Genomic DNA, 26,000 nt, shown 5'->3' with positions numbered 1-26,000 from the left:
GGCGCGGCGAACCGATCGACAACTACTACGGCCGAGAGTTCACGAAGAAGGCCATCGACATGAATACCGCAGTCTACCTCGAGTGTTTGAACCCGAACTGTCACGTGCCGCGGGACCGCTGCGACAACGACCACATCATAGCCGTCAACAAAGGCGGGCTCTCCGTCCTCGATAACCTCATGCCACTGTGCAGATATCACAACGGCAAAAAGGCCGACGGCGATAGCTACTGGAAAGACGATCAAGGCCGCATCTGGTACCAGCCCGCCTACGGCGACCCGGTTATCTGCTAACGAAACACACGCGAAAACCCCATCGACAAAGCCGATGGGGCTAGACGTCGTGGGCACCTCGCAGTTCTATGCCAGCAAGCTGCTCACGTTGGGGCGACGGAAGACGACCACGAGAAACGTCGAATTGGGTCCGAAGGGCTTGAGGTCCCAGGACGAGAACGTGTAGTCGGTAACAAAGCCCACGGCCTCCGCCAGTGCCATCATGTCATCGAATTCCCAACCGCGTCCCGCACCCAATGCGACGACGAAGCGACCGCCTGGCTTGAGCGCGTTGAAGATATTGCGGTACGCGGCCTCGCGGCCGTCCGGCGCGAAGAAGCCCACCACATTGCCCGCAGCCACCGCGATGTCGAAGTCACGCTCTTCGATCGCATCCTCAGAGAGGTCACCCACACGCCAATCCCCCTCTGGGAAGTCATGCACAGCGTGTTCAATGAGGATGGGGTCGACGTCGACACCCACCACGTCGTGGCCGAGCGCCGCCAGACGCCCGCCAAGGCGGCCGGTGCCGCAGCCAGCGTCGAGGACGCGCGAACCGCGCTCCGCCATCGCGTCGATGAGGCGTGACTCGCCGTGGATGTCTTGGCCCTGCGCCTCAAGCATCTTCCACTTGCGTGCAAAATTATGGGAATGTGCAGGGTTAGCGGCGGTGACTTCTTTCCAGGTAGGCATGCTGTTCAGTATAGGACGCAAAACGCGCTACTATTAAGCCCGCACTGCGGTGCGTCCGTGCCAGATTGACCACGGCGTGTAGCCCGCACCGTCCACGCCCCGCGGCGGACGGCAACACCTTACTGCGCAAGGGAGGCAGATTATGGCAGGAGTACCATCTCCGTTCAGGTCGCGTAAGCCGAAGGACCCTGCACCTGCGCCCGCCCGCATTCGCGTCCCCGTCGAGCGCGCCATTGAACACTGCCGGGTCTTCGTCGACGGCGAGGCCCTCCCCGGCGAATTCACGCCTGCCACTGCGCAGGACACCGTGGACGAGTACGGCCGCGGCTTTATTTGGGTCGGTCTCCACGAGCCGGACGAGCACCAGATGACCTCCGTCGCCGAGGAATTCCGCATCCACGAACTCATCGTAGAAGACGCCGTCCAGGCACACCAGCGCCCCAAGCTGGAGCGCTACGATGATCAGCTCTTCGTCGTCGCCCGCTCCGTCAACTACCGCGACCACGACGAGGTTATCGATAAGCGCCAAATCATCTCCACCGGTGAGGTGCAGATGATTATCGGCCATAACTTCATCATCACCGTCCGCCACCGTGCGAAGTTGCCCAACCTTGCCTACACCATCGGCGACGACCAGGACCTCGTGGAGCTGGGTCCCGTCGCCATGGCGTGGAAGGTGCTCGATATGCTCGTGGACCGCTATGGCGAGATTGGCAAGCTGCTGGCCATCGAGGTCGACGAACTCGAAGAGATGGTCTTTACGCCCAGCTCCAACTTTGAGATCGACCGTATCTACATGTTCAAGCGCGAGGTCCTCGAGATGAAGCACGCCATCGCGCCGCTCTCCGACGCACTGAGCGCCATGATCAGCAACCACAAGGACCTCATCTCCAAGCAGCTGCGCTCCTACCTGCGCGACGTCAACGACCACGAGCTCGTGGTCAAGGACGAGGTCGCACACTTCGACGAGCGCCTTACCTCGCTTATCGATGCCTCCGTTGCCAAGGTCTCCATGCAGCAAAACGCCGATATGCGCACCATCTCCGCCATCGTTGGCATGTGGGCCGCACCCACCATGATCGCTGGCGTCTACGGCATGAACTTCGATAAAATGCCGGAGCTCCACTGGGCGTGGGGCTACCCCTTCGCCGTATTCCTCATGGTGCTCGTCGTCGCCGTGCTGTGGTTCTGGTTCCGCAAGAATAAGTGGCTCTAAGCCGCCCGACTCCCCAGCGCCTACGCGCCCACAACGATGGTGCGCAGCGTCGACTTCGCCACGAGCTCTCCGCCGTGCGACATCTCGACTTCCCACAGCTGGGTGCGGCGGCCTGTCTGCAGCGGGCGCGCCACGCCCTCGATGGGCCCCTGTTTAACCGAGCGGATGAAGTCGGTCGAGTTGTTCACACCCACCACGGGGCAGCCGGCCACGATGACGCCTGCGATGGACCCGAGCGACTCTGCAAAAGAGGCGTACACGCCGCCGTTGACGAGCCCCCAAGGCTGATGGTGCTGCGGCCCCGCGTGAATGACGCCGCGCACCTCGCCGCGGGAGAGGTGCGTATAACGAATGCCGACCTGAGCATCAAAACCGGCATTCGAATCGTTGAGCTCCCCGAGTTCCCCCTGATTGAGCGGGCGCTGCGCGGCTGTAGCAATGAGTCGGTTGAGCAAGTCCTGGCGCGCGTCGGCCGAGGAGTCCTGGTTCGTGTGGGACTGGCGTGTCATAGTCGTCAAGCTTAGCGCCCAACCTGCCCCACCGTGCCCACTGTGGCTGGCAACGGGCTCCCCGCCCGCGCACGCGCCCACGGCGGCATGCACGCAGTCACCACAGATATTCACCACACAATCCCACGCAGACGGGCATCGGCGCCGCTCGGTGACGTAGGATAGACCCCATGACTGAAACGAAGAATCTCGCATCGATCGGCGTTGTGGGCCTGGCCGTGATGGGCTCCAACCTGGCACGCAACTTTGCTCGCAACGGCAACACTGTTGCCGTGTACAACCGCAGCCCAGAAAAGACCCGCGCACTCATCGCGGACCACGGTGACGAGGGTTCGTTCATCCCGTCGGAAACCATCGAAGACTTCGTTGCGTCCCTCGAGCGTCCGCGCAAGGCCATCATCATGGTCAAGGCTGGCGCTCCCACCGACTCCATGATCTCCCAGCTGGTCGAGGCCATGGACGACGGCGACATCATCATCGACGGCGGCAACTCGCTCTACACGGACACCATCCGTCGTGAGAAGGAAGTCGCCGCCAAGGGCCGCCACTTCGTCGGCGCCGGCATCTCCGGCGGCGAGGAGGGCGCGCTCAACGGCCCGTCCATCATGCCGGGCGGCCCGAAGGAGTCCTGGGAGACCCTCGGCCCCATCCTCGAGTCCATCGCCGCGAACGTGGATGGCACCCCGTGCGTGACCCACATCGGACCCGACGGTGCCGGCCACTTCGTGAAGATGGTCCACAACGGCATCGAGTACGCAGACATGCAGGTTATCGGCGAGGCCTACCAGCTCCTGCGCTACGGTTTGAACCTTGAGCCCGCCGCCATCGCGGACATCTTCCGCGAGTGGAACCAGGGTGACCTCGACTCCTACCTCATCGAAATCACCGCTGAGGTTCTCGCACAGAAGGATCCGGCCACCGGCGCCCCGCTCGTCGACGTCATCCTCGACGCCGCGGGCCAGAAGGGCACGGGCCGTTGGACCGCCATCAACGGCCTGGAGCTGGGCACCCCGGTTACCGCCATCGCCGAGGCCGTCTTCGCCCGTGGCCTCTCCTCCGCCACCGCGCAGCGCGCCGCCGCTCAGGAAGGCGGCCTGCCCGCGGGCATCATCGACGACGGCGGAGTCGACCCGGACGAGTTCGTTGAGGACGTACGCCGCGCTCTCTATGCTTCCAAGCTCATCGCCTACTCCCAGGGCTTCGACGAAATCAAGGCTGGCTCAGACCAGTACGGCTGGGACGTCGACCCGCGCGATCTCGCCACCATCTGGCGTGGCGGCTGCATCATCCGCGCGAAGTTCTTGAACCGCATCCGCGAGGCCTACGACACCAACCCGGAGCTTCCGGCACTCATTCTCGACCCGTACTTCAAGGGCGAGCTGGAGGACCTCATTCAGCCCTGGCGCCGCGTAGTCGCTGCTGCCACGCACATGGGCCTGCCGGTGCCGGTGTTCGCCTCGTCGCTGTCCTACTACGATTCCCTGCGCGCCGAGCGCCTGCCCGCCGCCCTCATCCAGGGCCAGCGCGACTTCTTCGGTGCCCACACCTTCAAGCGCACGGACCGTGAAGGCACGTTCCACATCGAGTGGTCCACGGACCGCTCCCTGACGCAGACCGACGCCTAAGCCTACTAACCGCCTAGGCGCAACCAGCGCACAGGCCAACGCCCCGACCACCTCTTTCAATGAGGCGGCTGGGGCGTTTCCTGTGTCCGCGATCCACTGCTAGAAAGTGGCTTAAACCAAGCCCATCCACTTCCAGTACGTCGCGGAGAAGAGAAGCACAAGCAGGTAGCCCACGATGGTGAGCGGAACACCCGTCTTGAGGAACTGCTTGGTGGAAAACGCGCCGGTACCGTAGGCCAGCATGTTCTGCGGTGCGGAAACCGGCAGCAGGAAGCCGAAGCAGATAACGAACTGCTGGATGACGACGAAGCCAATGCCGTCGTTGGGCAGAGACAGCGTCGAGGCGAGCGCAATGAAGACCGGGATAAGGGCCGAAGCCAACGAGGTCGCGGACGCGAAGCCTAGGTGGATGAAGATATTGAACAGTGCCACGAGCGCAATCGTTGCGAGGATGGGCAGGGAGTCAAGGCCCATGAGACCGAAAGTCTTCTCCGACAGCCAGGTCGCAGCACCCGTGTCCAAAAGAAAGGAGCCGAGCGAGATACCGATGGCGAAGACGATGAGCGTACCCCAGCTCACCTTGGCCTGAGCTTCCTTCCAGGTAAATACGCCCACGCCCGGAAGCAGCATGATGGCCACAGCCACGGCTGTGACGACAGCGGAGCTGATCGGGTGGAGAAGATCCTCCGTCGCCCAGAAGCACAGCAGCAGAACGGAGATGACCACGAGTCGTTTCTCAGCACCGGACATGGGACCCAAGTCACGAAGCTGCTTGGCGACGAGTTCTTTGCCACCCTCAATCCGGTCGGTCTCGGGCTTGATAACTGCGCGCATGATGAAGTACAACGCAACGGACATGAGCACTGACCACGGTGCGGCCCAGAGGAACCACTGGCCCCAGCTCACGGACTGGTCCATCTGCTTTTCAATGAAGCCAACCGCTACGAGATTCTGCGCAGCTGCGGTCTTAATGCCCACGTTCCAGATGGACACGGCCTGCGCCGCAGTGATGACCAGGAGCGCACCAAGCTTCGAATTATTCGACAAGCCGAAGGCCGCGACCATGCCCAGCAGAATCGGGACCACTGCACCAGCACGCGCAGTTGCGGACGGTACGAAGAAAGCCAGGATAATGGCGATGACGATGGCGCCGGCCACGATATGCGACGTCTTCTCCCCCGCTACTTTGAGCACGACGAGCGCAATGCGCTTGTGCAAGCCCGTGACCTGCATGGCACCGGCAAGGATAAGCGCCGCCGCGACGAGCGCGACCGCCGAGGACGAAAAGCCGTCCATGGCCACGCCGAGCGCCTTCGAGGTACCGATGATCTCACCGGGATTTTCAGGATCGGGCGTGAGTCCCAGGATCACCGAAATAAGGCCCACGATAAGGAGGGCACTCACCGGATACGACACGGCTTCCGTCACCCACATGATGACAGCGAACGCAAGCATCGCCAAGGCCACTTGACCCGGCTGGTTCAAGGACTCGATGGGAAGCACAAGCACGGTGACCAACGCCGCGACAGCGACGAAGAACCAGGCCGCGTTAATATCGAACGCACGCTTCTTCACAGGGGCTGCTGCGCTGTCCGCTCGCTTTTCGTGCACGGCAGCGGCGCCGCCTGACGTGTTTTCTTGAGACATTCGTCTCACTCCTTTAGTGCTCTCACCGCACGGTGCCACACATGCCCCGGCGGCCGCAGGAACTCCCACGGGGTGATGCGCGCCAGCCCCCGCGGGACCACCTCATAGGCCCACTTTGGCGAATACTCGCCCATGCATGCCATATAGTCGCGCCCTTGTCCTCTGGGCTTTCGCGCCGTACCCCTTTAGGTTATAACCTCTTGTGGATATCTTCTAACCAAGCAGTCCCTCACGCCTATGGGATTTCTCACGTCACGGTCACAAAAGCGAATAAAACACCCATTTCACCGGCGATCCGTGTTTTCATCCATCCCGGCTATAGACTGGATAAACAATGACTACTTTCGCCGATCTCGGCCTGCCTCGCAACATCGTTCACATTCTCTCCCGCCAAGGGATCGAGTCCCCCTTCCCCATCCAAGAAGCCGCCATTCCGGACGCGCTCGCGGGCAAGGACGTCCTCGGTCGCGGCCCCACGGGCTCCGGCAAGACCTTTACTTTTGGTCTGCCCATCATCACCCGCCTGGCGAACTCCGGCGCGTCCAAGCCACAGAACCCGCGCGGCCTCATCCTCGCGCCCACCCGCGAGCTGGCCATCCAAATCCAGGAACGCCTCGACGAGCCCGCCAATGCGCTGGGCCTACGTACCCTCGCCGTCGTCGGCGGCGTCAACATCAACAGCCACATCCGCGCACTCGCCCGCCCCGTCGACATCCTCGTCGCCACCCCAGGCCGCGCACAGGACCTCATCAACCAGAAGAAGCTCTCCCTCGCCGACGTGCAGATCACAGCCCTCGACGAGGCCGACCACATGGCTGACATGGGCTTCCTGCCTCAAGTGCGCAAGCTCCTCGACCTCACGTCGAACACTGGCCAGCGCTTGCTCTTCTCCGCCACGCTTGACGGCGACGTCAACAAGCTGGTCAAGCAGTACATGCATAACCCGGTGACGCACTCCACCGCGCCGGTCGAGGCCGCCGTGGGCACCATGGAGCACTTCGTCGCCTTCGTCGGCGACCGCGACACCCGCAACGACGTCGTGCTCACCCTCGGCGCGCGCGAGGGCAAGACCATCATGTTTATGCGCACCAAGCACGGCGTCGATCGCCAGGCGAAGAAGCTGCGTCGCGCCGGCATCAACGCGATGCCGCTGCACGGTGACAAGGGCCAGGGTGCACGCACCCGCGCCATCGAGGGCTTTGCCGACGGCTCCGTGCCGGTCCTCGTCGCCACCGATATCGCTGCCCGCGGCATCGACATCGACGATGTCTCGCTCGTCGTCCACGTCGATCCGCCCGCAGAGCACAAGGCTTACCTCCACCGTGCGGGACGTACGGCCCGGGGTGGCCACTCCGGCACCGTGCTCACTCTCGTCATGGACCAACAGCGCGACGAGGTCGCCGCACTGCTGAAGAAGGCCGGCGTCAAGGCCCGCAAGCTCGAGCTTGCCGATGCCCCCTCACCTGCCCTCGACCCCGAGCTCGTCCGTATCACGGGCGCGCGCACGCCTACCGGCGCTCCGTTGCCGCCTCCGGGCCAGGCCGCACAGGGCGGCCAGTCCTCGGCGCAGAAGTCAGGCGCACAGAAGTCGTCCGGCCAGGGCCGCAGGCCCCGCTCACGACGCGGAAAGCCCTCGAACGGCGGCGCACGCGAGGATTCCGCAGGCGGCTCACGCTCTAGCTCGCGCCGTCGTTCCACGCGTCGCAGCAATGGCGGTCAGGATGGCCAAGGCGGCGGCCACTCCCGCAGGGGCAGTCAAGGACGAGGTGGTCAAGGTCGCGGCGGACGACAGGGTCGCCAGGGGCGCTAGTGATGGCGAGCTTGTCCGCACTTACATACCTCACCCCTGAGGAGTGGAAACCGCGCCATGCGGCGCACGTCGCCGCAGCCGAGGAACGCCTTGCACGGTTCCGCCACCCCGGCGGCTATCACCCGGTCTACGATTTCCTCTTCGAGTATTACCCGGTCCGCCCGTCCCACCTCACGCGCTGGCACCCGGGCTTCGGCACGGCGCTGCTCGGCGAGCCGACGGATATACCGCAAGCGGAGTATCGCGACTATCACGTCGTCGACACCCCGCGCGGTCAGGCCGTCACCGTTGACCTCGACGCAGTGTGGGCACTCCGCGGCGAGTCTTTTACGTATATGCGCGACCTCATGGCGAAGTCGACGGTCAACCCCACGAGCTTCGATTGCTTTGGCCTGCACGAGTGGGCGATGGTCTACAAAACGGACACTCCGCGCCACGACCTTCCGCTGCGCCTTGGCGCGAAGGGAACGAATGCCGTGGTCGAAGCCAATCGCATCAAGTGCACACATTATGACGCGTTCCGCTTCTTCACCGAACCGGCCCGGCCGCTCAACCTCACAGTCTTGACGCGCGAGAGTCAGCCCGACCACGACCAGGCCGGCTGCGTCCACGCGACGATGGACCTCTACAAGTGGGCCTGGAAACTCGGCCCGCTCGTCCCCGGAGAACTCTTCCTTGAGGCCTTCGACCTCGCGGTGAAGGCACGTACGCTCGACATGGAGGCCTCGCCCTACGATTGCCGTGAGTGGGGCTTTGGCGTCGTGCCCATCGAGACCTCTGAGGGCAAGGCAGAATACGTCCATCGCCAGCGTGCACTCGCGGCGAAGGGGAATCCGCTTCGTCAACGGCTTGTCGCACTCGTTGACGCCGCGCGCGCCGCTACACTTTAGCCATTGTGTAACGGGTCGCACATGCGGCCATACTTCAGGCGGGAAGGACAGCACTCACTCATGGCACGTCATTCAAACGGTAAAGGTACGTATTCGGTGGCCTGGTGGCTCATTGTGCTCGCCATCCTCATCGTCGCCGCCCTCGTCTTCGGCATCGGTTGGCTGCTGCGCGGCGGCTCCGATGAAGGGGCCACCTCCGCCGCACCCGCCGCAGTGTCCTCCAGCGCAGGGTCCGCAGACGACAACGCATCTCAAGCGCCTGCCAGCGAGAAGGAAGCACAGAACTCCGCAAAGGCTTCAGACAAGGACTCCCCTGCTACTTCGTCTGCCGCGGAGTCCAAGGACGCCTCCGAGTCCGCGGCAGCTCCTTCCAGCGCCGCCCCGTCGAGCGAGAAGCCCAGCGCAGCACACGCACCTGCAGCGCCGGCCGACACGCTCTTCCTCCTCGATACGTCCGTCCAGATGGCACCGAACTATGCTGCCGTCGCGGGCGCGCTCGCCGACACCGCACAGGCGCTCGGCGCCGCTGGCCAGTCCGTCGCGTTGTGGAACTACTCCTCGCCGCTCTCGCCCACCGCAACTGTTGGCTACCGCGACAATGTCGGATTCGGTGCCGCTGGTGACGTCGCTGCCGCCGCAACGCAGTTCGGAACCGGTGGCGTCCCGCAAACGCGAAGCGCTGTCATCGCAGCACTTGCCACCGCCCGCGATCAAGCCAACGCCACTGGCAAGGGCGCCCGCGTCGTCCTGGTTACCACCGGCACCGCCCAGGACATGGACGACGCTGCCTTCACAGCGGCACTCGACGACGTCCGCAGCGACAATGTGAAGCTCTCCGTAGTCCAGATCAGCGGTGACAAGGATGAGGCCTTGGCTAAGGCAGCAGCCTCCTACGCCACAGCTTCCCCGAACGACGCCGCCAAGGTTCTCGCCACCGCCTCCGGCGTCTAAGCAGTTGACTACTTGGCTTCCCAGCCTCCGTCCTTTCACCGGCCCCGCTCACGCGGGGCCGGTGCCTTTCTTGGTCGTCGATGAATCGGCGTTGCCGAACGCCCGCGCTGGCGGCTCGCGCCGATCACACCGTTGCCCTCTACACTCTGTCGAGGTGGAGCGCGTCCCCGATTCATGCTCATGCGCGTACGAGAACGCTCTACACAACACTGTCGCACAAGACAGCACAAACCCCGCCGTCTATCCCGTGAGCGTGGGTGGACGGCGGGGTTACGCCTGAAGCGCTGCCTTAGGAGGTCTTGCGCTGGCGGCGAGCGGCGAGCTCGTCGAGGCCAACGACCTCGGCCACGGGGGCATCGACAGGCTCGACGCGCTCGGACGGGAAGTTGGAGATGGTACCGGTAAGTTCCTTGACAATGCCCGGCACGGCAATGCCGAAGACGCCCTGGCCGCCGGCGAGAAGGTCGATGACCTCTTCGTTGGAGCGGCACTCGTAGACGGTCGTGCCGTCGGAGACGAGGGTGAGTTCAGCGAGGTCGTTCACACCACGGTCACGCAGGCCCTCGACAGCCAAGCGGATATTCTGCAGCGAGATACCAGTGTCAAGCAGGCGCTTGACGATCTTGAGGACGAGGACGTCCTTGAAAGAGTACAGACGCTGCGAACCGGAGCCGCGTGCGGTGCGGATGGACGGGTTGACCAGGTCCGTGCGTGCCCAGTAATCAAGCTGACGGTAGGTGATGCCGGCGACCTGGCAGGCGATCGGGACGCGGTAGCCCACTTCCTCGTCTGGGCCGAGGTCGAAGAGGGACTCTTGCACTGCCCGTTCCTTCAGCTGATTGTCTTCGGTATTGCTCACGGTATTCTCCACTGGTCTAGGCCTAGCGATCCTTGTCTCAGCCAGAATTGCAGCTGGCGAGTCAAGTCCTAGGACCTATTAAATTCCACTCACGCCGCCTAGTCAACCGTTCTTCGTCGACTGGGCGGCGTCTAACTCTTAAGTAGAACTTTAGACCTTGGAATAAACCTCTGCACCACGAGTCACAGGCGTGTCATTACATCGGCGAAATTTCTTTCACGGATTACCCCCAGGTGTTACCCCCGTGGCGCACGTGACTGGTGTGAATAGTGTGCGCGTCGGCTTCCTGACGCGATTCGGACCAGTGCTTTCGCCCTGTGATTGGCCTTCGGCGCGTTTAGTCGGTCTCGCCGAAGTCCTCGTCTTCCATGCCAAGGGAGCGCATCATCGCTTCGAAGTCGGCGTCGGCCTGCGGGTCCCCCGAAGCCGAGGTGCTCTTGGCGTCCCCCTGCGTCGCAGGCTGGTCCGCTTGAATCTCGAGTGGGTAGGACGAGCTTAAGTATTCATCGAGTGCCTCAGGCGTGGTAAAGATAGCGACCTGAGACACGTCCTCCTCGTCCATGGTGAGGTCGACGCCAAAGCGGTCCGCCAGGATAATGGCGTCGCAGGCCGACACCTCGACGCTGCTGCCGCTGGCAGAGACGACATCGAAGAGGAAGACTCCCTCGTTATATGTCGACAGGGAGATGGCCTCGACGCCGCCCTGGTCGTCGAAGACGTCAATGAGAGCATCGATGGCGCGGCGGCGCTGACCTTCATAGCCCTTGACATACGCGGCGGCGAGACGCGGCTCCTGGCCAGTGGTCCAGATGGGCACGACACGCTGCTGGCCTTCAGGCTGCAGAGCGATGCAGGTGAAGTCCTCGGTGACGTCCAACACGATGTCGATAAGCGCAAGTGCGACGGCGGCCATGGTTCCTCCCTCAAGGAAAGTGGGTACGACGAACAGCGGCGAGAGCGAGCGTTTAGGCGTTGAACTCGTTGCGCAGGTCCGTCTTCACCAGCGTGCCGTGCAGGGACACCACGAGTGCGGTCATCTGCTGAGAGAGTTCTTCGGCCTTCTGGCGCGCGGTATCGGACTTGCCGTTGGCGACGGGAGTGGCGGCCTGGGCGATGAGGTCAGCCTGGCGACGTGCATTGTTGCGCAGCGTCTTGAGCGAACGCTCGTCAAAACCGAAAGCCTTGAGTGCGAGCGCCGTGGATACGACGGCGGCGTCATCCGCGGTGAAGAAGCCGGACTCGTCCGGCGTGATGAGGCCCAGCTTGGCGAGGGAGGCGACCTCTTCTTCGGTGCAGCCGGCCTGCGCGGCGACATCGGCGTCGGTAAGCCGCGTGAGGGCCGGGGCGCGGAACTGGTCGGCGCGCACGAGGGTCTCGCCGAGGCTGGCACCCACGATGGCGGTCACCTGGCCGGAATCCATAGCTTCGAGCTGCTCACGGATGACCTTGAGCGGCGTGTAGTTGTCACGCTGGGTCTGCAGAATAAAGCGCAGGCGGTCGACGTCGGCCTCCGTGAAGCGGCGGTAGCCTGAGGCCGTGCGCTGCGGTGTGATAAGTCCTTCGGATTCCAGGAAGCGGATCTTAGACACGGTGACGTCGGGGAACTGCTGATTAAGCGTCTGCAACACCACGCCAATAGACATGGTCTTAGCCTTCTTCGCTCCTGCCTTGGGCTGCGTGCGGAATGCCGCGGAGCCTTGATCGCGTGCTATTGCGTTCACTGGTTTATAACTCGCCGTATCTGTCGGGATTGTCTACTTCACTAAGGGGTATGGCTTCGCGCCGCTACACTGCGGTGGTGCTGCGCTGAGCCGGTGGTACAAGCACGGGCGACGCGGTGCGCGGGAAGCCGAATGCGCCACGCGACGGCCAAGTGTGCCGGACCGCCGCGGTACGCGTTTCTGTCTAGATTAGTTCTTGCCGGCGATGAAGACCAGACGGAACTTACCAATCTGGATTTCGTCACCCACCTCGAGAACCTGGGAGTTGCGCGGCTCGCGGTTCACGTAGGTGCCGTTGAGGGATCCCACGTCGACGACCTCGAACTGGCCGTCTTTGATGCGGAACTCCGCGTGGCGGCGGGAAACGGTGACATCGTCGAGGAAGATGTCTGCCTCCGGGTGGCGACCCACGGTGGTGGTCTCCTGGTCCAAGAGGAAGCGCGCACCCGCGTTGGGACCACGCTTGACAACAAGCAGGCCCTGGCCGGCGGGCAGGTTGTCCGCACCCGTCACGGTGTTATCGGTGGCAGCGCCGGATTCCATCTCCTTCAGAAGGTCTGCGCGGAAGACAGAAGTGGTTTCCACCTGCGGTTCCGGGGTTCCAGTATGTTCGCTCATTATTACCTCCGATGTTTCGGACCAAAAGTTAACTGCTCTCAATCATAGCGATCCGCCTCGCTCGGCGGCGCCGTTGGAGCTATTTAATTTAACGGAAGATGTTTCCGATGCTGCTCATGACGGAGTTTCCAGAACCGGACAGCGGGTTATCGGAAACCATGTACGTCCACGTCGCACTCGGACGCGACAAACCCAAATCGTTAAGGTGTGCGCCGTCCTCGTCGATGAGGACGTCGTTAAAGGTCTCCACCGCCTGATCCACCGCGCGTTGAGCCAGCTGCTTGAACTCGCGCACAGCAATGCGGTGATACTCGTCGATGGGCGTCTGGCGCGCGATGGCACGCAGGTGGATGGACTCGCGGACATCGTCCATGAGCTCGAGGTGGTCGGCCCACGCGAGGTCGAGGTGGTAGAGCATGATCTCGCGCGCGGCAGCGACGCGGGTTTCCTCCGGCAGGGCTTCCAGCGCGGCGGCCTTCTGCGGCGCGCGCTGCTGGAATTCTTTCCACGCTTGGTCCGTGTCGAGAAGCACGGCGCGGCGCTCATCGATGATGATGCGCTGATCCGCGAGCAGCTGGTTGTACTTCCACGTCTGGGCGTGGATTTCCAGCAGCTGGCCTTCCGTCACGCGCTGGCAATGAGCGATAAAGTCGGAGACGCGCTTGGACTCGATGCGCCCGTCCGGCCCGGGCTGCGCGGACAGCGACTCATCCTCGCCGCCCTGACGGACCACATCATCCTCGAGGGAGACGAAGAAGAGGCTCAAACCGGGATCGCCCTGGCGCCCGGCACGGCCACGCAGCTGGTTGTCGAGACGCGCCGTGCGGTGGCGGGTCGTGCCAATGACGGCGAGGCCGCCGAGGTCCGCGACCGTGTCGTGGTCGCCCTCATCCGCGCCGCCGAGCTTGATGTCGGTGCCGCGGCCTGCCATCTGCGTGGAGACCGTCACGCGGCCGATATCGCCGGCTTCGGCGACGATGCGTGCTTCCTCCGCGTCGTTCTTTGCGTTGAGGACGTTGACGCCGATTCCGCGCTCGCGCAGGACCTCGGCCAGATCCTCAGACTCGGCGACATCGTGGGTGCCCACGAGCACCGGCTGGCCAGTGGAGTGGATGGCGATGATCTCTTCGACGATCGCCTTGTTCTTCTCCTCGGCTGTGGCGTAGATGCGGTCCGCCTCGTCGAAGCGGCGCAGCTCCTTGTTGCGGTCGATGACGGAGACGTGAAGGTCATAGAACTGACGCAGCTGGTCGGTCGCTTCGACGGCGGTACCAGTCATGCCGCACACGAGCGGGTAACGGCGCATCAGCTCCTGGAGCGTGACAGTGTCGAGGATGCGGCCGCCCTCGGAGACCTCAAGGCCTTCTTTGGCCTCGACGGCGGCCTGCAGGCCGTCTGGCCACCGTTGGAGGTCTGCGACGCGGCCGCGGGAGGCATCGATAAGCTGCAGCTTGCCGTCGGTGACGATATAGTGAATGTCGCGGATGAGCAGGGCCTTGGCGTGGAGCGCCAAGTTGACCTTGACCAGGATCGTGCCGATGTTCTCCTCCGAGTAGAGGGAGTCGATGCCCAGCTCGCGCTCGACGCGCGCGGCACCGTCGTCGGTGAGCGCCACGGTGCGGCCATCCTCGGCGATGGTGTAGTCCAGGTCCTCGCGCAGGCGAGAGACGACATTCGTGATGTGGCCTGTGGGGGCCTCGCCCGGGCGGTTGCCGGCGAGCACGAGCGGGACGAGAGCCTCGTCGACGAGCACGGAGTCTGCCTCGTCGACGAGCGCGACATCCGCGCGCGCCTGGACGGTCTGGGAGCGGTCCGTGATTTGGTTATCGCGCAGCACGTCGAAGCCCAGCTCGTTGACCGGGGCGTAGATAATGTCGCTGCGGTAGGCCGCGCGGCGGGAGTCCTGGTCCATCTTCTCGGTCACCGAGGCAACTGTGAGGCCGAAGAATTCGACGAGCGGGCGCATCCACTCCGCATCGCGCTCGGCCAAGTAGTTGTTCACGGTGACGAGGTGAACGCGCTTGCCTGTGAGTGCGAACCCGGTGGCGGCCATGGCACCCACGAGGGTCTTGCCTTCACCTGTGGCCATCTGGATGACGTCGCCCTCGAGCAGACGCAGCACGGCCTGGGACTGGACGTTGAAGGGGTGCATGCCCAGGCGGCGCTCGCTCGCGACGGCAAGCGCGGCGAGGAAGGCTGACTTATCGGCGATCGCGCCGTCACGCACGGCGTCGCGCGCGTGCTGCGCGACCTCGGCGTCGCTGAGCTGCGCCAGAGACTGCGTCGCCGCAGCCGAATCGTTGACGATGGCTTTGGATTTCTTATCGTTGCGCTCGGATTGCGCACCCATCGCTTTCCAGAACCAGCCAAATGCACCCATGCGGGGCCTCCTTCATGCTTGACGTCGCCGCTCACCGCGCGGCCGCTGCGATCGCACGGGCGGCCCATTCACGGAAAAGATGAATTAGTATCTCTCCTACTCTAGCCGCCGCAGCCCACGGCTTGGGCGGAAGCATGGGGCGAGCGTGCTATGAGTTACATCTACGCGCACACTTCGTGTACCGCACGCTCGCTCGCACGAGTTCGCTCGTGCCCGCTATTGTGGAATCCATGCAATCCGTGAATGTGACTGTCCCTTCGAGTGCCGGCACCGCGATGGCGGGAACCATCGACTTCCCTGATTCAGCGCCCAAGGCTTTCGCCATCTTCGCGCACTGCTTCGCAGGCTCGCGCCACACCCCGGGTGCGGCGCGCACAGCCAAGCAGCTCACCAAATTCGGCATCGCCACGCTGCGCTTCGACTTCCCGGGTCTCGGCCAGTCCGAGGGCAACTTCGCAGAGACGAGCTTTAGTCAAAATGTCGCGGATATCGTCGCGGCCGCCGAGTGGCTCACGGAGAACTACCGCGCCCCGCAGCTACTCATGGGCCACTCCCTCGGCGGCGCCGCATCCCTGGCCGCCGGCAGCAAGATCGACTCGCTACGTGCCATCGCCACCCTCGGCGCACCTTTCGACCCGGCACACTCGGTGCTTCACTATGCAGACAAGATCGGCGAAGTCGACGCCAACGGTGAAGTCGAGGTCACTCTCGGCGGCCGCGCGCTTACCATTTCCCGCCACTTCCTCGAGGACCTCGCGGATACCAACCCGGTGACCTACCTCTCGCGCTTGCGCAAGCCTCTCATGGTGCTGCACTCGCCCATCGACCAGACCGTGGGCATTGATAATGCGCAGAACATCTTCCTGTCCACGCGCTACCCCAAGTCCCTCGTGGCGCTCGATAAGGCGGACCACCTGCTCACCAAGCAAGACGCCGCCGCGCGCGCTGCCGATCTCATTGGCGGCTGGGCCGAGCAATTCATCATCCCGGACACCGAGCCCGAAGACGTCTCCCCGGACTCCGCCGTCACGCACACCGCGATCGGCACCAAGGTGGGCGTGGTCGTGCGTTCCAATAACCAGTCCGTCTTTGCAGACCGTTCGCGCAAGAACGGCGGCAAGGGCAAGGGCATAACGGCTGAGGGCCTGCTCATGTCCGCCATCGCCACAGGCACCCACCAGTCGCTCGTCGACGCGGCCAAGGCAGCCAAGCTCGACAAGGCGATCGAAGATATCTCGGTGACGGTCACGCACGTGCACGACTCAACCTTCGAGCGCCGCATTAAGATCACCGGCGATATCAGCGAGGAACAGCGCGCCCAGCTGCGCTCCACTGCCCGTGGTGCCGGGATTGACACCCTCATTGGCCATACCCACATCGTCGACGTGACGCCCTAAACCCTCCGCGTCCCCACGCCCCTGCCCCGCACCGCATGTCGGCGCGCCGGGCAGGGGCGTCTACTATTTTCTTCATGGCTTCCACTCCCCTCGTCCTGCACCCGCTTGCCGATACCGCCCGCTGCCCCTGCGGCACAGGCCTCACCTTCGGCGAGTGTTGCGGCAAGTACCACAAGGGTGCCGACGCCCCCACGGCTGAGACCCTCATGCGTTCACGCTTTAGCGCCTTCGTCACCGGCGACGAGGAGTACCTGTTACGCACGTGGGACCCGGACACGCGCCCCTATGATCTCCAGCTCAAGGAGACCACCATCCGCTTCTACCGCCTTGACATCCTCGACACGGAGGGCGGCGGACTCCTCGACGACACCGGCGCAGTCGAGTTCGAGGCCTTCTACAAGGGCTCCGCCAAAGGCTCGCAGCGGGAACGCTCGCGCTTCTTCAAGCGCGATGGCCAGTGGTTCTACTCCACCGGCGAGGTATCCTAGCGGCCCTTTTGTGTCAGCGAACTACCGTGGTGTAATCTAGACCAGTCGCCAACAACAGCGACGGACGGGCTATGGCGCAGTTTGGTAGCGCACTACACTGGGGGTGTAGGGGTCGCAGGTTCAAATCCTGTTAGCCCGACAGCACATGACCGGAGCACAACAGCGTGCTCCGGTCATCGTCGTTGTACCCTCTGGCACACCTCGGGCTAGGGCTAGGGCTAAGAAGCTGTCGTTCCGAACAGACGAAAAGCGCCGGCTCTCCTTAATGTCGGAGAAGAACCAGCGCTGTCGCGGAGGTGCGTGAGGGCTTACTCGCCCTGCTTGCCGATGCGTTCGTCGGCCTTGTCGCGCGCGGAGTTAATCTGGTCGGCCTTGTCCTCGCCGAGCTTGCCCTTCGCGAACTCAGCAGCCTTGTCAAGGCCCTGGTCAGAAATCTGCTCGCCCTTGTCGGAGTTCAGTGCGTCCTTGGCCTTGCCGAAGATGCCCATGATTAAAAATCCTTTCGTTGCCAAATTCTTAACGCCCACCATCGCAGCGGGAATGACACCCACCGTAGCGACGCCACCCGGGCCACGCCACCTAAAGATGAGAAAACCTTAGGATTGCCAGTCTCCGCACAGGGTCCCCTACGGGCTGCGGCAGAAGATTACGGCGAGGTCACGCGTGGCAGAGTCCACTCATATGCGCTAGTGACTATCCTTAAAGCCCATGTCATCCTCCTTCTTCGGGCTGGTATGGCCCGGCAAGGACGAGGCCATGGCCGCAGCAACACGTCCCACCTCGACGCGCCTGCGCCAGCGCACGGGCACCACAAGCCCGCATCACTTCTATTCGGGCGATAACCTCGACGTCCTCAAGCATTTGCGCGACGCGCCACAGGCTGGGTGCGGCAGCATCGACGTCATCTACATCGACCCGCCGTACAACACGGGGCGCGACTTCATCTACCGGGATAACTACCGCAGCCGCCGCGAATTCCGCGCCGCGGACCATGGCCGCTGGCACGCGGAGTGGCTGTCCATGATGTACCCGCGTCTCGTGCTCGCGCGCGATCTGCTCAAGGACTCAGGGTTCATCTGTATCTCTATCGGCGAGGACGAGGTGGCCAACCTGCGCAAGGTCGCCGACGAAATCTTCGGCGAGGAATGCTTCGCCGGCCAACTCATCTGGAAGAAGGCCGGTACTGGCAAGAATGACTCGCGCTACGCCGTCGTCGAGCACGAATACATCCTCGTCTACGCCAAGTCCCTCGATAACCCTGGCTTCAATCTCGATGTGGGCGCCGAGAAATCCACCCGTTATAACCATGAAGACGAACGTGGGCGGTACTCGCTCGTGCGCCTCGACTCGAAGACGCTGGGCTACCTGCCTACCCTCGACTTCCCCATTGCAGGCCCGGACGGCAGAGAGTACTGGCCGGACCAGCCCGCGGGTCGCGACAAGGTGGCGCGCTGGCGCTGGGGCCGCGACAAGGTGGCCGAGCACCACGATGACTTGGTCTTCCGCCGCGGTTTCGTCTACACGAAGAACTATGCGAGCCGCGGCGCCCGTCCGCGTTCCATTCTCGACGGCGAGCGCTTTGGAGTGACCCGCACCGGCCGACGCGACGTCGAGGAAGCGTTGGGCGTGCGCGGAATCTTCGATTTCCCGAAGCCGGTGCGTCTCGTCCAGCACCTCATTGCGTTGTGCGGGCCTTCCAATGCCACCGTGCTCGACTTCTTCGCTGGCTCCGGCACGACCGCCCAAGCAGTCTTCGAACTCAATGCCGACGACGGCGGGACCCGCAGCGTCCAGCTCGTCCAGATCCCACAGCCCACGGAGAAAGACTCCGCCGCATTCCGAGCAGGCTACGAGGACCTCGCGGCACTCTGTCTCGCGCGCTTCGAGGCGGCGGCAGCGGCCGCCAGCGAGTCCGTCACCGTCTGGGATGTCGAGCCCGCCGAGCCCGCCGAGCCCGCCGAGCCCGCCGTAGGCACGAAGAGCTTCTAGAGCTTATTCGCCGAGTCCTCAGTGCCGGTCGCGCGGCCAGGAATGGCGAAGAAGTCGAGGACGGCATCGGTAGCAAAGCCTTCCGGCAGGACGTGCGACTTATCGTAGGAACCGCCGGGCCAAACGTGGTTGCCGCCGCCAATGCGGATGTGCACCAGCGGCGCGCGGCAGCCTTTCCACTGCATGAGCAACGAGTTCGAAGCCAGGCGCGACGTGGAGATCTGGTCGCTGCATTGGTTGCGCTTCTGGTCCATCGCGAGGACCTCCATGACCGGGTTGTATCTGGCACCGTGACGGGTCCCGCCAAAGTAGGACACGATTGGATCGTCGGTGCCGTGGAGATCAAGGCGCCCCACAGGGAGGGGCTCGCCGTAGTGCTCGTTTTCGCTCTCCGCGGCCGACTTGCAACCATCGTGAATCTTCGAGTAATACGCGGCCGAGACGCTGGCGACGGCGTTAAAATACTCCGGCATCTGGCACGCGAGATAGGCTGCAAAACCGCCCCCGTTCGACATGCCCACGGCGTAGATGCGTTCGTCGTCAACTGCGTACGTCGCGCGCAGAGAGTCCACGATCTGCTGGACAAACGCGACATCTTCCGCGCCGCTCGTCTTCGCATAGGGAGCCGGCGCCCATGCCTTATCCGTCCCCTGTGCGTACGCAACGATGGCTTCGGAGGAATCAAACCGGGTGTACGCCTCCATCTGGGAGGCCGTTTCGCCCCAGCCGTGGAAACTTAAGACCACGGGCCAGGCACGCGACGGATCGTAGTTCTCCGGAACATGGAGGATAAACGTACGACCCGACGGCAGGTTGATGGTCTTCGACTCCCCCGGCTCCGGTCCCGCCAACGGCGAGGAGGCGGGGATGCCGAGGCTGGGCTCCCATTGCGTCGCCCCCGTGGTCGTCACGGCGGCGGGATCGGTGAGTCCTTCATCCGAACCATCCCCAGCGCCGCATCCCGCCAACAGACCACAAGCAGCGAGAACGCTCAGCGCCGCGCCCGCGTGTGTCCGTGTGCGCGAGCTCCCGGATGTCCTGCCCATAATCACGAAGAGCTCGTCCGTCCTTTCTGCCAAGCCTGCCATAGTTCGTGGTATCGACCGTTCAACGCTACCAGCTCTGCATGTGTGCCCCGCTCACTCACCCGTCCGTCATCCATGACGAGGATCTGATCCGCCTGCGAGGCTTGGTCAAGCCGGTGCGCCACGACGAGCGCCGTGCGCCCGCGCGTGACCTCATCCGCGGCTTCTTCCAACGCACCCGCGCCCACGGAACCGGCCTCCGCCGTCGCCTCGTCCATGACGATGACGCGCGGGTCGAGCAGCAAAATACGCGCCAGCGCCAACTGCTGTGCCTCTACAGGTTCGAGCTGGATGCCTTGCGCGCCAACCTCGGTATCGAGTCCATCGACGAGGTGCTCCACCCAGTCCGCCCGCACCCGACGCAGCGCGTCGCGCATGTCCTCATCGGTGGCATCCGGCCGCGCCAGCTGAAGATCCTCGCGCAACGTTCCGGAGAAGACGTGCACGTCTTGCGAGATCATTGCCAAACGAGCGACGCGTTCGGTATCCGAAAGGTGCGAGACCTCCACGCCGTCGACGGTCACCGTGCCTTCATCGGGGACGCGCAGGCCCGCGAGGAGCGCCGCAACGGTGGTCTTTCCCGCGCCGGACGCGCCAACGAGAGCCACCATTTCGCCCGGGTGGAGATGAATGGAGATATCGTCCACGGCCCAGCCCTCGCCGTAGCTGAAGGAGACGTGATCCATGCGCACCTCGCCCACCTTGCTCGGCGCGCCCGCGGGCGGCGTGGGCTGTGGCGGGTCCATGACCACGCCCACGATGCGCGCGAGCGACGCGTAGCCCGACTGAATGGTGTCCAGCACACGCATGAGTCCCATGAGCGGGCCGCGCAGACGGATGAGCATGAGCATCGCCGCCGTGACAGCGCCCACCGTCATGGCACCCGTGCGTACCGTCCAGAAGCCAACGAGCAGGCCCGTGGTCACCATGACAAATTCCACGGTAGTGAGCCACGACTGCAGCACCATGAGCGTGCGCCGGGCGCTAAAGCCGTAATCGACGACGTCCTGGCTGGCTGCGCGGATATTTTCGTGCGTGCGTTCCTCCAGTCCGAAGGCACGCACAGTCGCCCGTCCGCGGATGGCCTCGAGAACCCGCCGGGCGCGATCGGCCATGGCGGCGCGCTGCGCAGCGTACCGGCCCGGCGCGACGCGCAAGTAACGCTTGGCCGCAAAGTAGTAGATGGGTGCGGCCGCGACAACCACGAGGAGGAACTGCCAGTCGAGCGAGACGAGCGCCACCGCCGTCGTGATGATGGCGAAGACCGAGCTCGAGAGCACTGGCACCGTCTCCGTCACCGCGGCCGAAAGCTCCGCCACGTCATCCGTGGAGCGCGAGACGAGGTCGCCGGTGCCGGCTTCCTCGACGCGGTGCGTGGGCAGGCCTAGAGCCGTACCCACCATGTCTTCGCGCAGGTTGGCGATCACGCGCTCCGTGATACGGGAGAGCAGATAGAATCCTCCCGCAGACAGCGCCGCGCCCAGCAAGGCGCAGACGGCTAGGCCCACGCCGATGGCGAAAAGGTTCGCGCCGCCGCCGGCGATGACGGCATCCACGATCCGCCCCAGCAGGATGGGGATAAAGATATTGGCCACCGAGCCGCCCGCCAGCAGCGCGATGGCTGCGGCACACTGGCCCTTGGCGCCGGGGACCTGCGCAGCATGGCGGCCCACAACGCGACGGACGTCCGGCCACGCGGCAGTAGGGAAACTCAAGGCCATGGGCTATGCCTCCGCTTCCTGCACATCGGCGGTGACGTCCACAGCGACGGCCTGCCACGCGGGCGCCGAGGTGTAGATGACCGACGTCTGCCCGGCGCGATGGGCGGCCACGCGCTCGGCAATGATGGCTTCCGTCACGGAGTCCACGGCGGTGGTGGGGTCTTGGAGGATGAGGATGGGGGCATCGGCAGCAATGGCTCGGGCCAACGCCACGCGCTGGCGCTGGCCGCCCGAAAGGTTGCCGCCGTTCTCGCCCACCTCACGCTCCGGCCCGCCGGGGATATCGTCCGCAGCAGCGACCCACAGTGCCTCGCGCGCCTTCTCTGGGTCTTCGTGCACGTTGGACAACACGCTGCCCTCGAACAGGTCCGACTGGTGTGGCGCCACGACGGCCGTCTCGTGCGGCAGGTACTCCAGGCCTTCCGGCGCATGTGCGTCCACCACCGTGATGCCGCGCGGCAACGCGGGCAGTTCCACCTCTGGATGCTCTGCGAATCCAGCGCCGAGCACCGCCCGGATGCGCTTGCCCGAGGCCTGCGCATTGGCCCACCGCGAGGCGATATTCTTTCCCAACATCGTCATTGGCGTGATGATGAACTGGGTCAGGCCCACCACAGAGATGAGCTCGCCGATCGTGATGGAGCCCTTCAGCGCGAGGCTGCCCGCCGCCAGCGCCACGAGCACGACGTAGACGGCGCCTACGGTTTCCGTCGTTGCGTTGAGCTTCGCCCGGGCGCCGTCCGCGGCGACCGTCTTCGTATAGGCAGCATCAGAGACCGCCGCGTAGCGCGAGCGCACCGTGTCGATGGCGCCGAGGCCCTTCAGAATACGCAGGCCCTGTACCACGTCCGTCGCCGTGGCCGCAGCCTTGGCGAGCGCCGCCTGCCGCGCACCCGAGCGATGCCGCAAAGGCTTCGCAGCGCGCAGGGAAATGAGCACCACGATAGGCCCGCCCACGAGCACGGCGAGCCCCAAAGGAAGATTGACCAAGGAGACCATCGTCGCAACATAGATAATCGAGGTCACCTCGGCAACCGGGAAGACCGTCATGAATACCGCATCGCCCACGCGCTGCGTATCTGTTGACGCGATAGCAAGCAGCTCCCCCGCCGTGCGCCGCGGGCCCGCCATGCCACGCGGATCCTGGATGCGATCCGTGACAGCCATGCGCAGAACGTGGCCCACTTCGAGCATCGCGAGCGAGAAGAGGTTGCGTGCCCACCAGTTCGCCAGGCCGTTGATGAGAAAGGACACGGCCAGCGCCATGAGCCACAAGCCCAGGCGGCTCAGCGAACCCCGTGCGATGGCGTCATCGATCGCGCGCCCCACGAGCACCGGCGTTAAACCATTGGTGACGAAGCCGAGCGACATGAGCACGGCGGCCGGCATCGTGCGGCGCTTGCGCAGCAGAACCGTCTTGATGAGCCACCGCTTGTCATCGGGCGCGGGGAGAGAACTCATAACGAATTAGTCTAATAGACCGCCCGCCACGCGCCCGACTACATTGTGTACACGATGTCTTTTGATTCACTCCACCCCGCCCCGGAGAACTTCCCCAGCTACCGCAAGCCCTCGGAGAAGTCCGCGCCGGAGTTCCGCACTACCGCGCACCGTCAGGCCTCCGCTCGTGCCTTCGCCAGCGGCGCGGATGAGTATGCCGACGTGCGTCCCGGCTACCCCGCCGAGGTCGCCGCACTTATCGCTCAAGCTGGTCGCGTCCTCGACGTCGGCGCCGGCACGGGAAAGCTCACGGCGACACTTACCAATCCCGAGGTGCTCGCCTGCGATCCCTCGCCCGATATGTGCAGGGTCCTGCGCGCCGGGCTGGGGCTTCCCGTCTGGCGGGCCACTGCTGAAGCCACCGCGCTTCCCGATGCCGCCCTCGACGCCGTCGCGTGTGCCCAGACGTGGCATTGGGTCGATGTTGCCCGCGCCAGCGCCGAGTTCGACCGCATCCTGCGTCCAGGCGGGCGCGTAGTGCTTGCATGGAACACCCTCGACGTGCACTCCGACCCGTGGGTCCTGCGTCTGGCCCGCATCATGCACTCCGGCGATATTCAGAAAGAAGGCTTCTACCCCGCCATCGACGACCCGTGGGAGCTCGCGGAGGAACGCCGCCTGCGTTGGTCCACGCCGCTTACCCCGGAGCAGCTGCACCGCCTCATGCACACGCGCTCCTACTGGCTGCGCAACGGCGAGGAGGTTCACGAGCGCATGACGCACAACCTCAATTGGTATCTCTTCGAGCACATGGGCTTTAAACCCGGGCAGCAGCTCGAGATTCCCTATCGCACGGACGCTTTCGCCTATACGCGGGCGTCCTAGGCAGCGCACACCATGCCTCAATCGCCTCGCGCTTCGCCCCGGGCCCGTGGGATAGCGAACGCCGCGCAGCACCGAAGTGCGCGCGGCGTATAAATACCAGCCGGCTTAGAGGATGACGGTAGCGAGCAGAGAACCGACCACGCAGGACGTGAGCACCGAGATGAAGCCCGGAATGATGAACGAGTGGTTGATAACGAACTTGCCGATGTGCGTCGTGCCCGTGCGGTCGAAGCCGATGCAGGCGAGGTCAGACGGGTAGGTCGGCAGGATGAAGTAACCGTACGCAGCACCGTAGAAACCGACGATGATGGCGGGGTCGATGCCCAACGACAGACCGATAGGCGCGAGGGCAACAAGGGCCGCGGCCTGGGAGTTGACCAGCTTCGAAACAATGAGCAGGGCGATAGCGTAAGCCCACGGAGCGGACTGGACGATGCCGCCCAGGGTGCTTTCCAGTGCATCGATGTGCGTCTCGAAGAAGGTATCCGCCATCCACGCGACACCGAAGACGGAGAACACGGCGGTCATACCGGCTTTGAAGACCGGGGTCGTGGCGATCTTCTTGTTGTCGACCTTGCAGAAGATGAGGATGACGGCGCCGGCGACAAGCATAACCATTTGGATGACCAGGTTCATGGACAGCTTCTCCAGCTCGCCGTCCTCGCCCGCGAAGGATGGGCGCAGAACGTCGAAGGCGCCGAGGATGACGACAATGGCGATAGCGGTGAGGAAGACGATAACGGAGTGCTTGGCGGAAGCCGGGAAGACCTCACCGAGCAACGAGTGGCCAGCCGACTGGACGGACTGTGCGAACTCCGGATCCTTCATCTTCTCTTGGAAAGCCTCGTCCTTGTCGAGGTCCTTGCCACGACGCAGCGACCACAGCGCGGCAAGGATAACGCCGCTGAGCGAGGCGGGGATGGCGACCATAAGGATTTGCGGAATGGAATATGAGACGCCGGTGACGCCCGCATTCTCCGCAATGATGGACGCGAGTGACACCGTAGCGACGGACACCGGAGACGCGGTGATACCCATTTGGGCCGAGGTCGAGGACACGGCCATCGGACGCTCCGGACGAATGCCCTTCTTCAGCGCGATGTCCTCGATGATCGGGAACATGGTGTAGACAACGTGGCCGGTACCGCAGAGCACGGTGAGGAACCACGTGGTGATCGGGGCGAGAATGGTGATGCGCTCGGGGTGAGCGCGCAAGATTTTCTCGGCGAATTGCATCATCACCTCTAGACCTCTGGCCTGTTGCAGCGTGGCCGCGCAACCGATAACCGCGATGATGGTGAGCATGACCGATACCGGGGGCTCGCCTGGCTTGAGGCCAAAGACGAAGACCATGATGACGAGGCCAATACCGGAAATGAGACCGAGCCCCAGGCCACCGTAGCGCGTGCCAAGTAGCAGCGCGGAGAGGATGACAATGATTTGGAGAACGATCGCGAGACCCGAGGTCGGGTCAAGGATGGAGGCAAGCATTACGCGCCCTTCCGAACTCATTGAAGGTTCTGAGAATGAAACTGTGTACGTGCTCCATCTTATGCGACCGGACATAACCAGACATAAAGCAACATAGGCGGGAAAAGTCACATGCGAGGAATGCCGGTTTTCGGCACCTTATGATCTATAATGGCTGCATAACGCACGTACTGTTATCCGCGGGCGACGCGTGCGCCCACGCCGAACGTCGGACGTTTCGCTGGCATCCCCTACCATCGCACGCCGGTTGTTATATCCAGTATGCGCCGCACCAAAGACGAAAATCCCCCTCGCTCTACCGCCCAAGTTAAAA

At 63.9% G+C, this 26,000-nt stretch carries 23 protein-coding genes and 1 tRNA gene; 11 read left to right on the top strand and 13 right to left on the bottom strand.

What is annotated here, in order from left to right; genetic code table 11:
* A partial coding sequence (locus ABJ196_RS10750) for an HNH endonuclease signature motif containing protein (RefSeq protein WP_347306982.1) occupies positions 1-293 on the top strand: 293 nt, incomplete at its 5' end.
* A gap of 66 nt (positions 294-359) precedes the next feature.
* Here ABJ196_RS10750 and ABJ196_RS10745 read toward each other — a convergent pair.
* The gene (locus ABJ196_RS10745) at positions 360-965 is read right to left on the bottom strand and encodes a class I SAM-dependent methyltransferase (RefSeq protein ID WP_347306980.1); all 606 of its coding nucleotides are present in this window, start codon (positions 963-965) and stop codon (positions 360-362) included.
* A gap of 142 nt (positions 966-1,107) precedes the next feature.
* On the opposite strand from ABJ196_RS10745, the gene corA reads away from it, so the two are divergent.
* A complete protein-coding gene (gene corA / locus ABJ196_RS10740; protein WP_347306978.1) occupies positions 1,108-2,181 on the top strand; it encodes a magnesium/cobalt transporter CorA in 1,074 nt (357 codons plus the stop codon).
* Positions 2,182-2,201: 20 nt separating this feature from the next.
* Here the strand turns inward: corA and ABJ196_RS10735 are convergent, their stop codons facing one another.
* Positions 2,202-2,690, bottom strand: coding sequence for a PaaI family thioesterase (locus ABJ196_RS10735; protein ID WP_347306976.1), 489 nt, complete (start codon positions 2,688-2,690; stop codon positions 2,202-2,204).
* Between the two features lie 170 nt (positions 2,691-2,860).
* On the opposite strand from ABJ196_RS10735, the gene gndA reads away from it, so the two are divergent.
* A complete protein-coding gene (gene gndA, locus ABJ196_RS10730) occupies positions 2,861-4,315 on the top strand; it encodes an NADP-dependent phosphogluconate dehydrogenase (RefSeq protein WP_347306974.1) in 1,455 nt (484 codons plus the stop codon).
* 111 nt (positions 4,316-4,426) lie between these two features.
* Here the strand turns inward: gndA and ABJ196_RS10725 are convergent, their stop codons facing one another.
* On the bottom strand, positions 4,427-5,962 hold the full coding sequence (locus tag ABJ196_RS10725) for a DASS family sodium-coupled anion symporter (RefSeq protein WP_068801758.1): 1,536 nt from the start codon (positions 5,960-5,962) through the stop codon (positions 4,427-4,429).
* Between the two features lie 334 nt (positions 5,963-6,296).
* Here ABJ196_RS10725 and ABJ196_RS10720 point away from each other — a divergent pair, with 334 nt between their 5' ends.
* Genes ABJ196_RS10720 through ABJ196_RS10710 form a run of 3 tightly spaced genes read left to right on the top strand, consistent with a single transcriptional unit; the run spans position 6,297 to position 9,613 of the window.
* Positions 6,297-7,772, top strand: coding sequence for a DEAD/DEAH box helicase (locus tag ABJ196_RS10720; RefSeq protein WP_347306971.1), 1,476 nt, complete (start codon positions 6,297-6,299; stop codon positions 7,770-7,772).
* An 11-nt stretch (positions 7,773-7,783) separates the two neighbouring features.
* Positions 7,784-8,662, top strand: a complete 879-nt coding sequence (locus ABJ196_RS10715; protein WP_347306969.1) for a 3-methyladenine DNA glycosylase — start codon at positions 7,784-7,786, stop codon at positions 8,660-8,662.
* Positions 8,663-8,722: 60 nt separating this feature from the next.
* Positions 8,723-9,613 carry a vWA domain-containing protein gene (locus ABJ196_RS10710; protein WP_347306967.1) on the top strand — a complete coding sequence of 297 codons (891 nt, stop codon included), beginning with the start codon at positions 8,723-8,725 and terminating at the stop codon, positions 9,611-9,613.
* Between the two features lie 289 nt (positions 9,614-9,902).
* On the opposite strand, the gene ABJ196_RS10705 is transcribed toward ABJ196_RS10710, so the two are convergent.
* From ABJ196_RS10705 to secA2, 5 genes are all read right to left on the bottom strand, one after another.
* Positions 9,903-10,472 (bottom strand): MerR family transcriptional regulator, encoded by a 570-nt coding sequence (locus ABJ196_RS10705; RefSeq protein WP_066488192.1) that lies wholly within the window; start codon positions 10,470-10,472, stop codon positions 9,903-9,905.
* 337 nt (positions 10,473-10,809) lie between these two features.
* Complete coding sequence (locus ABJ196_RS10700; protein ID WP_347306965.1) at positions 10,810-11,385, bottom strand: bifunctional nuclease domain-containing protein; 576 nt, start codon at positions 11,383-11,385, stop codon at positions 10,810-10,812.
* A 52-nt stretch (positions 11,386-11,437) separates the two neighbouring features.
* Positions 11,438-12,193: a MerR family transcriptional regulator gene (locus tag ABJ196_RS10695; RefSeq protein WP_347306963.1), complete on the bottom strand. Its 756-nt coding sequence runs from the start codon at positions 12,191-12,193 to the stop codon at positions 11,438-11,440.
* A 189-nt stretch (positions 12,194-12,382) separates the two neighbouring features.
* Entirely contained in the window at positions 12,383-12,811 is a 429-nt protein-coding gene (odhI, locus tag ABJ196_RS10690; protein WP_066488016.1) for an oxoglutarate dehydrogenase inhibitor Odhl, read from the bottom strand.
* A gap of 88 nt (positions 12,812-12,899) precedes the next feature.
* Positions 12,900-15,191 carry an accessory Sec system translocase SecA2 gene (gene secA2, locus ABJ196_RS10685; protein WP_347306960.1) on the bottom strand — a complete coding sequence of 764 codons (2,292 nt, stop codon included), beginning with the start codon at positions 15,189-15,191 and terminating at the stop codon, positions 12,900-12,902.
* A 230-nt stretch (positions 15,192-15,421) separates the two neighbouring features.
* Between secA2 and ABJ196_RS10680 the strand changes: the two genes are divergently transcribed.
* From ABJ196_RS10680 to ABJ196_RS10670, 3 genes are all read left to right on the top strand, one after another.
* Positions 15,422-16,588 (top strand): alpha/beta fold hydrolase, encoded by a 1,167-nt coding sequence (locus tag ABJ196_RS10680; protein WP_347306958.1) that lies wholly within the window; start codon positions 15,422-15,424, stop codon positions 16,586-16,588.
* Positions 16,589-16,662: 74 nt separating this feature from the next.
* Positions 16,663-17,076 carry a YchJ family protein gene (locus ABJ196_RS10675; RefSeq protein ID WP_347306956.1) on the top strand — a complete coding sequence of 138 codons (414 nt, stop codon included), beginning with the start codon at positions 16,663-16,665 and terminating at the stop codon, positions 17,074-17,076.
* A gap of 65 nt (positions 17,077-17,141) precedes the next feature.
* A tRNA-Pro gene (locus tag ABJ196_RS10670) sits at positions 17,142-17,215 on the top strand.
* A 169-nt stretch (positions 17,216-17,384) separates the two neighbouring features.
* Here ABJ196_RS10670 and ABJ196_RS10665 read toward each other — a convergent pair.
* Positions 17,385-17,564, bottom strand: a complete 180-nt coding sequence (locus tag ABJ196_RS10665) for an antitoxin (RefSeq protein ID WP_347306954.1) — start codon at positions 17,562-17,564, stop codon at positions 17,385-17,387.
* Positions 17,565-17,784: 220 nt separating this feature from the next.
* Here ABJ196_RS10665 and ABJ196_RS10660 point away from each other — a divergent pair, with 220 nt between their 5' ends.
* Positions 17,785-19,065 carry a site-specific DNA-methyltransferase gene (locus tag ABJ196_RS10660; RefSeq protein ID WP_347306952.1) on the top strand — a complete coding sequence of 427 codons (1,281 nt, stop codon included), beginning with the start codon at positions 17,785-17,787 and terminating at the stop codon, positions 19,063-19,065.
* Here the strand turns inward: ABJ196_RS10660 and ABJ196_RS10655 are convergent.
* The 3 genes from ABJ196_RS10655 to ABJ196_RS10645 all read right to left on the bottom strand — a co-directional run bounded on the left by ABJ196_RS10655 (position 19,062) and on the right by ABJ196_RS10645 (position 23,332).
* Positions 19,062-19,976: a PHB depolymerase family esterase gene (locus ABJ196_RS10655; protein ID WP_347306950.1), complete on the bottom strand. Its 915-nt coding sequence runs from the start codon at positions 19,974-19,976 to the stop codon at positions 19,062-19,064. The genes ABJ196_RS10660 and ABJ196_RS10655 overlap by 4 nt on opposite strands.
* Before the next feature lie 137 nt (positions 19,977-20,113).
* Positions 20,114-21,871: an ABC transporter ATP-binding protein gene (locus ABJ196_RS10650; RefSeq protein WP_347306948.1), complete on the bottom strand. Its 1,758-nt coding sequence runs from the start codon at positions 21,869-21,871 to the stop codon at positions 20,114-20,116.
* A gap of 3 nt (positions 21,872-21,874) precedes the next feature.
* On the bottom strand, positions 21,875-23,332 hold the full coding sequence (locus ABJ196_RS10645; protein ID WP_347306946.1) for an ABC transporter ATP-binding protein: 1,458 nt from the start codon (positions 23,330-23,332) through the stop codon (positions 21,875-21,877).
* 54 nt (positions 23,333-23,386) lie between these two features.
* Between ABJ196_RS10645 and ABJ196_RS10640 the strand changes: the two genes are divergently transcribed.
* Entirely contained in the window at positions 23,387-24,196 is an 810-nt protein-coding gene (locus tag ABJ196_RS10640) for a class I SAM-dependent methyltransferase (protein WP_347306944.1), read from the top strand.
* A 105-nt stretch (positions 24,197-24,301) separates the two neighbouring features.
* On the opposite strand, the gene ABJ196_RS10635 is transcribed toward ABJ196_RS10640, so the two are convergent.
* Positions 24,302-25,687, bottom strand: coding sequence for an anaerobic C4-dicarboxylate transporter (locus ABJ196_RS10635; protein WP_347306942.1), 1,386 nt, complete (start codon positions 25,685-25,687; stop codon positions 24,302-24,304).
* Positions 25,688-26,000: the final 313 nt, after the last annotated feature.

The organism is Corynebacterium sp. SA-MJD20WY100, assembly GCF_039822565.1.
GTDB lineage: Bacteria > Actinomycetota > Actinomycetes > Mycobacteriales > Mycobacteriaceae > Corynebacterium > Corynebacterium phoceense_A.
Note: the sequence above shows the minus strand (reverse complement) of the source record. Positions and strands in the feature narration are given on the sequence as shown.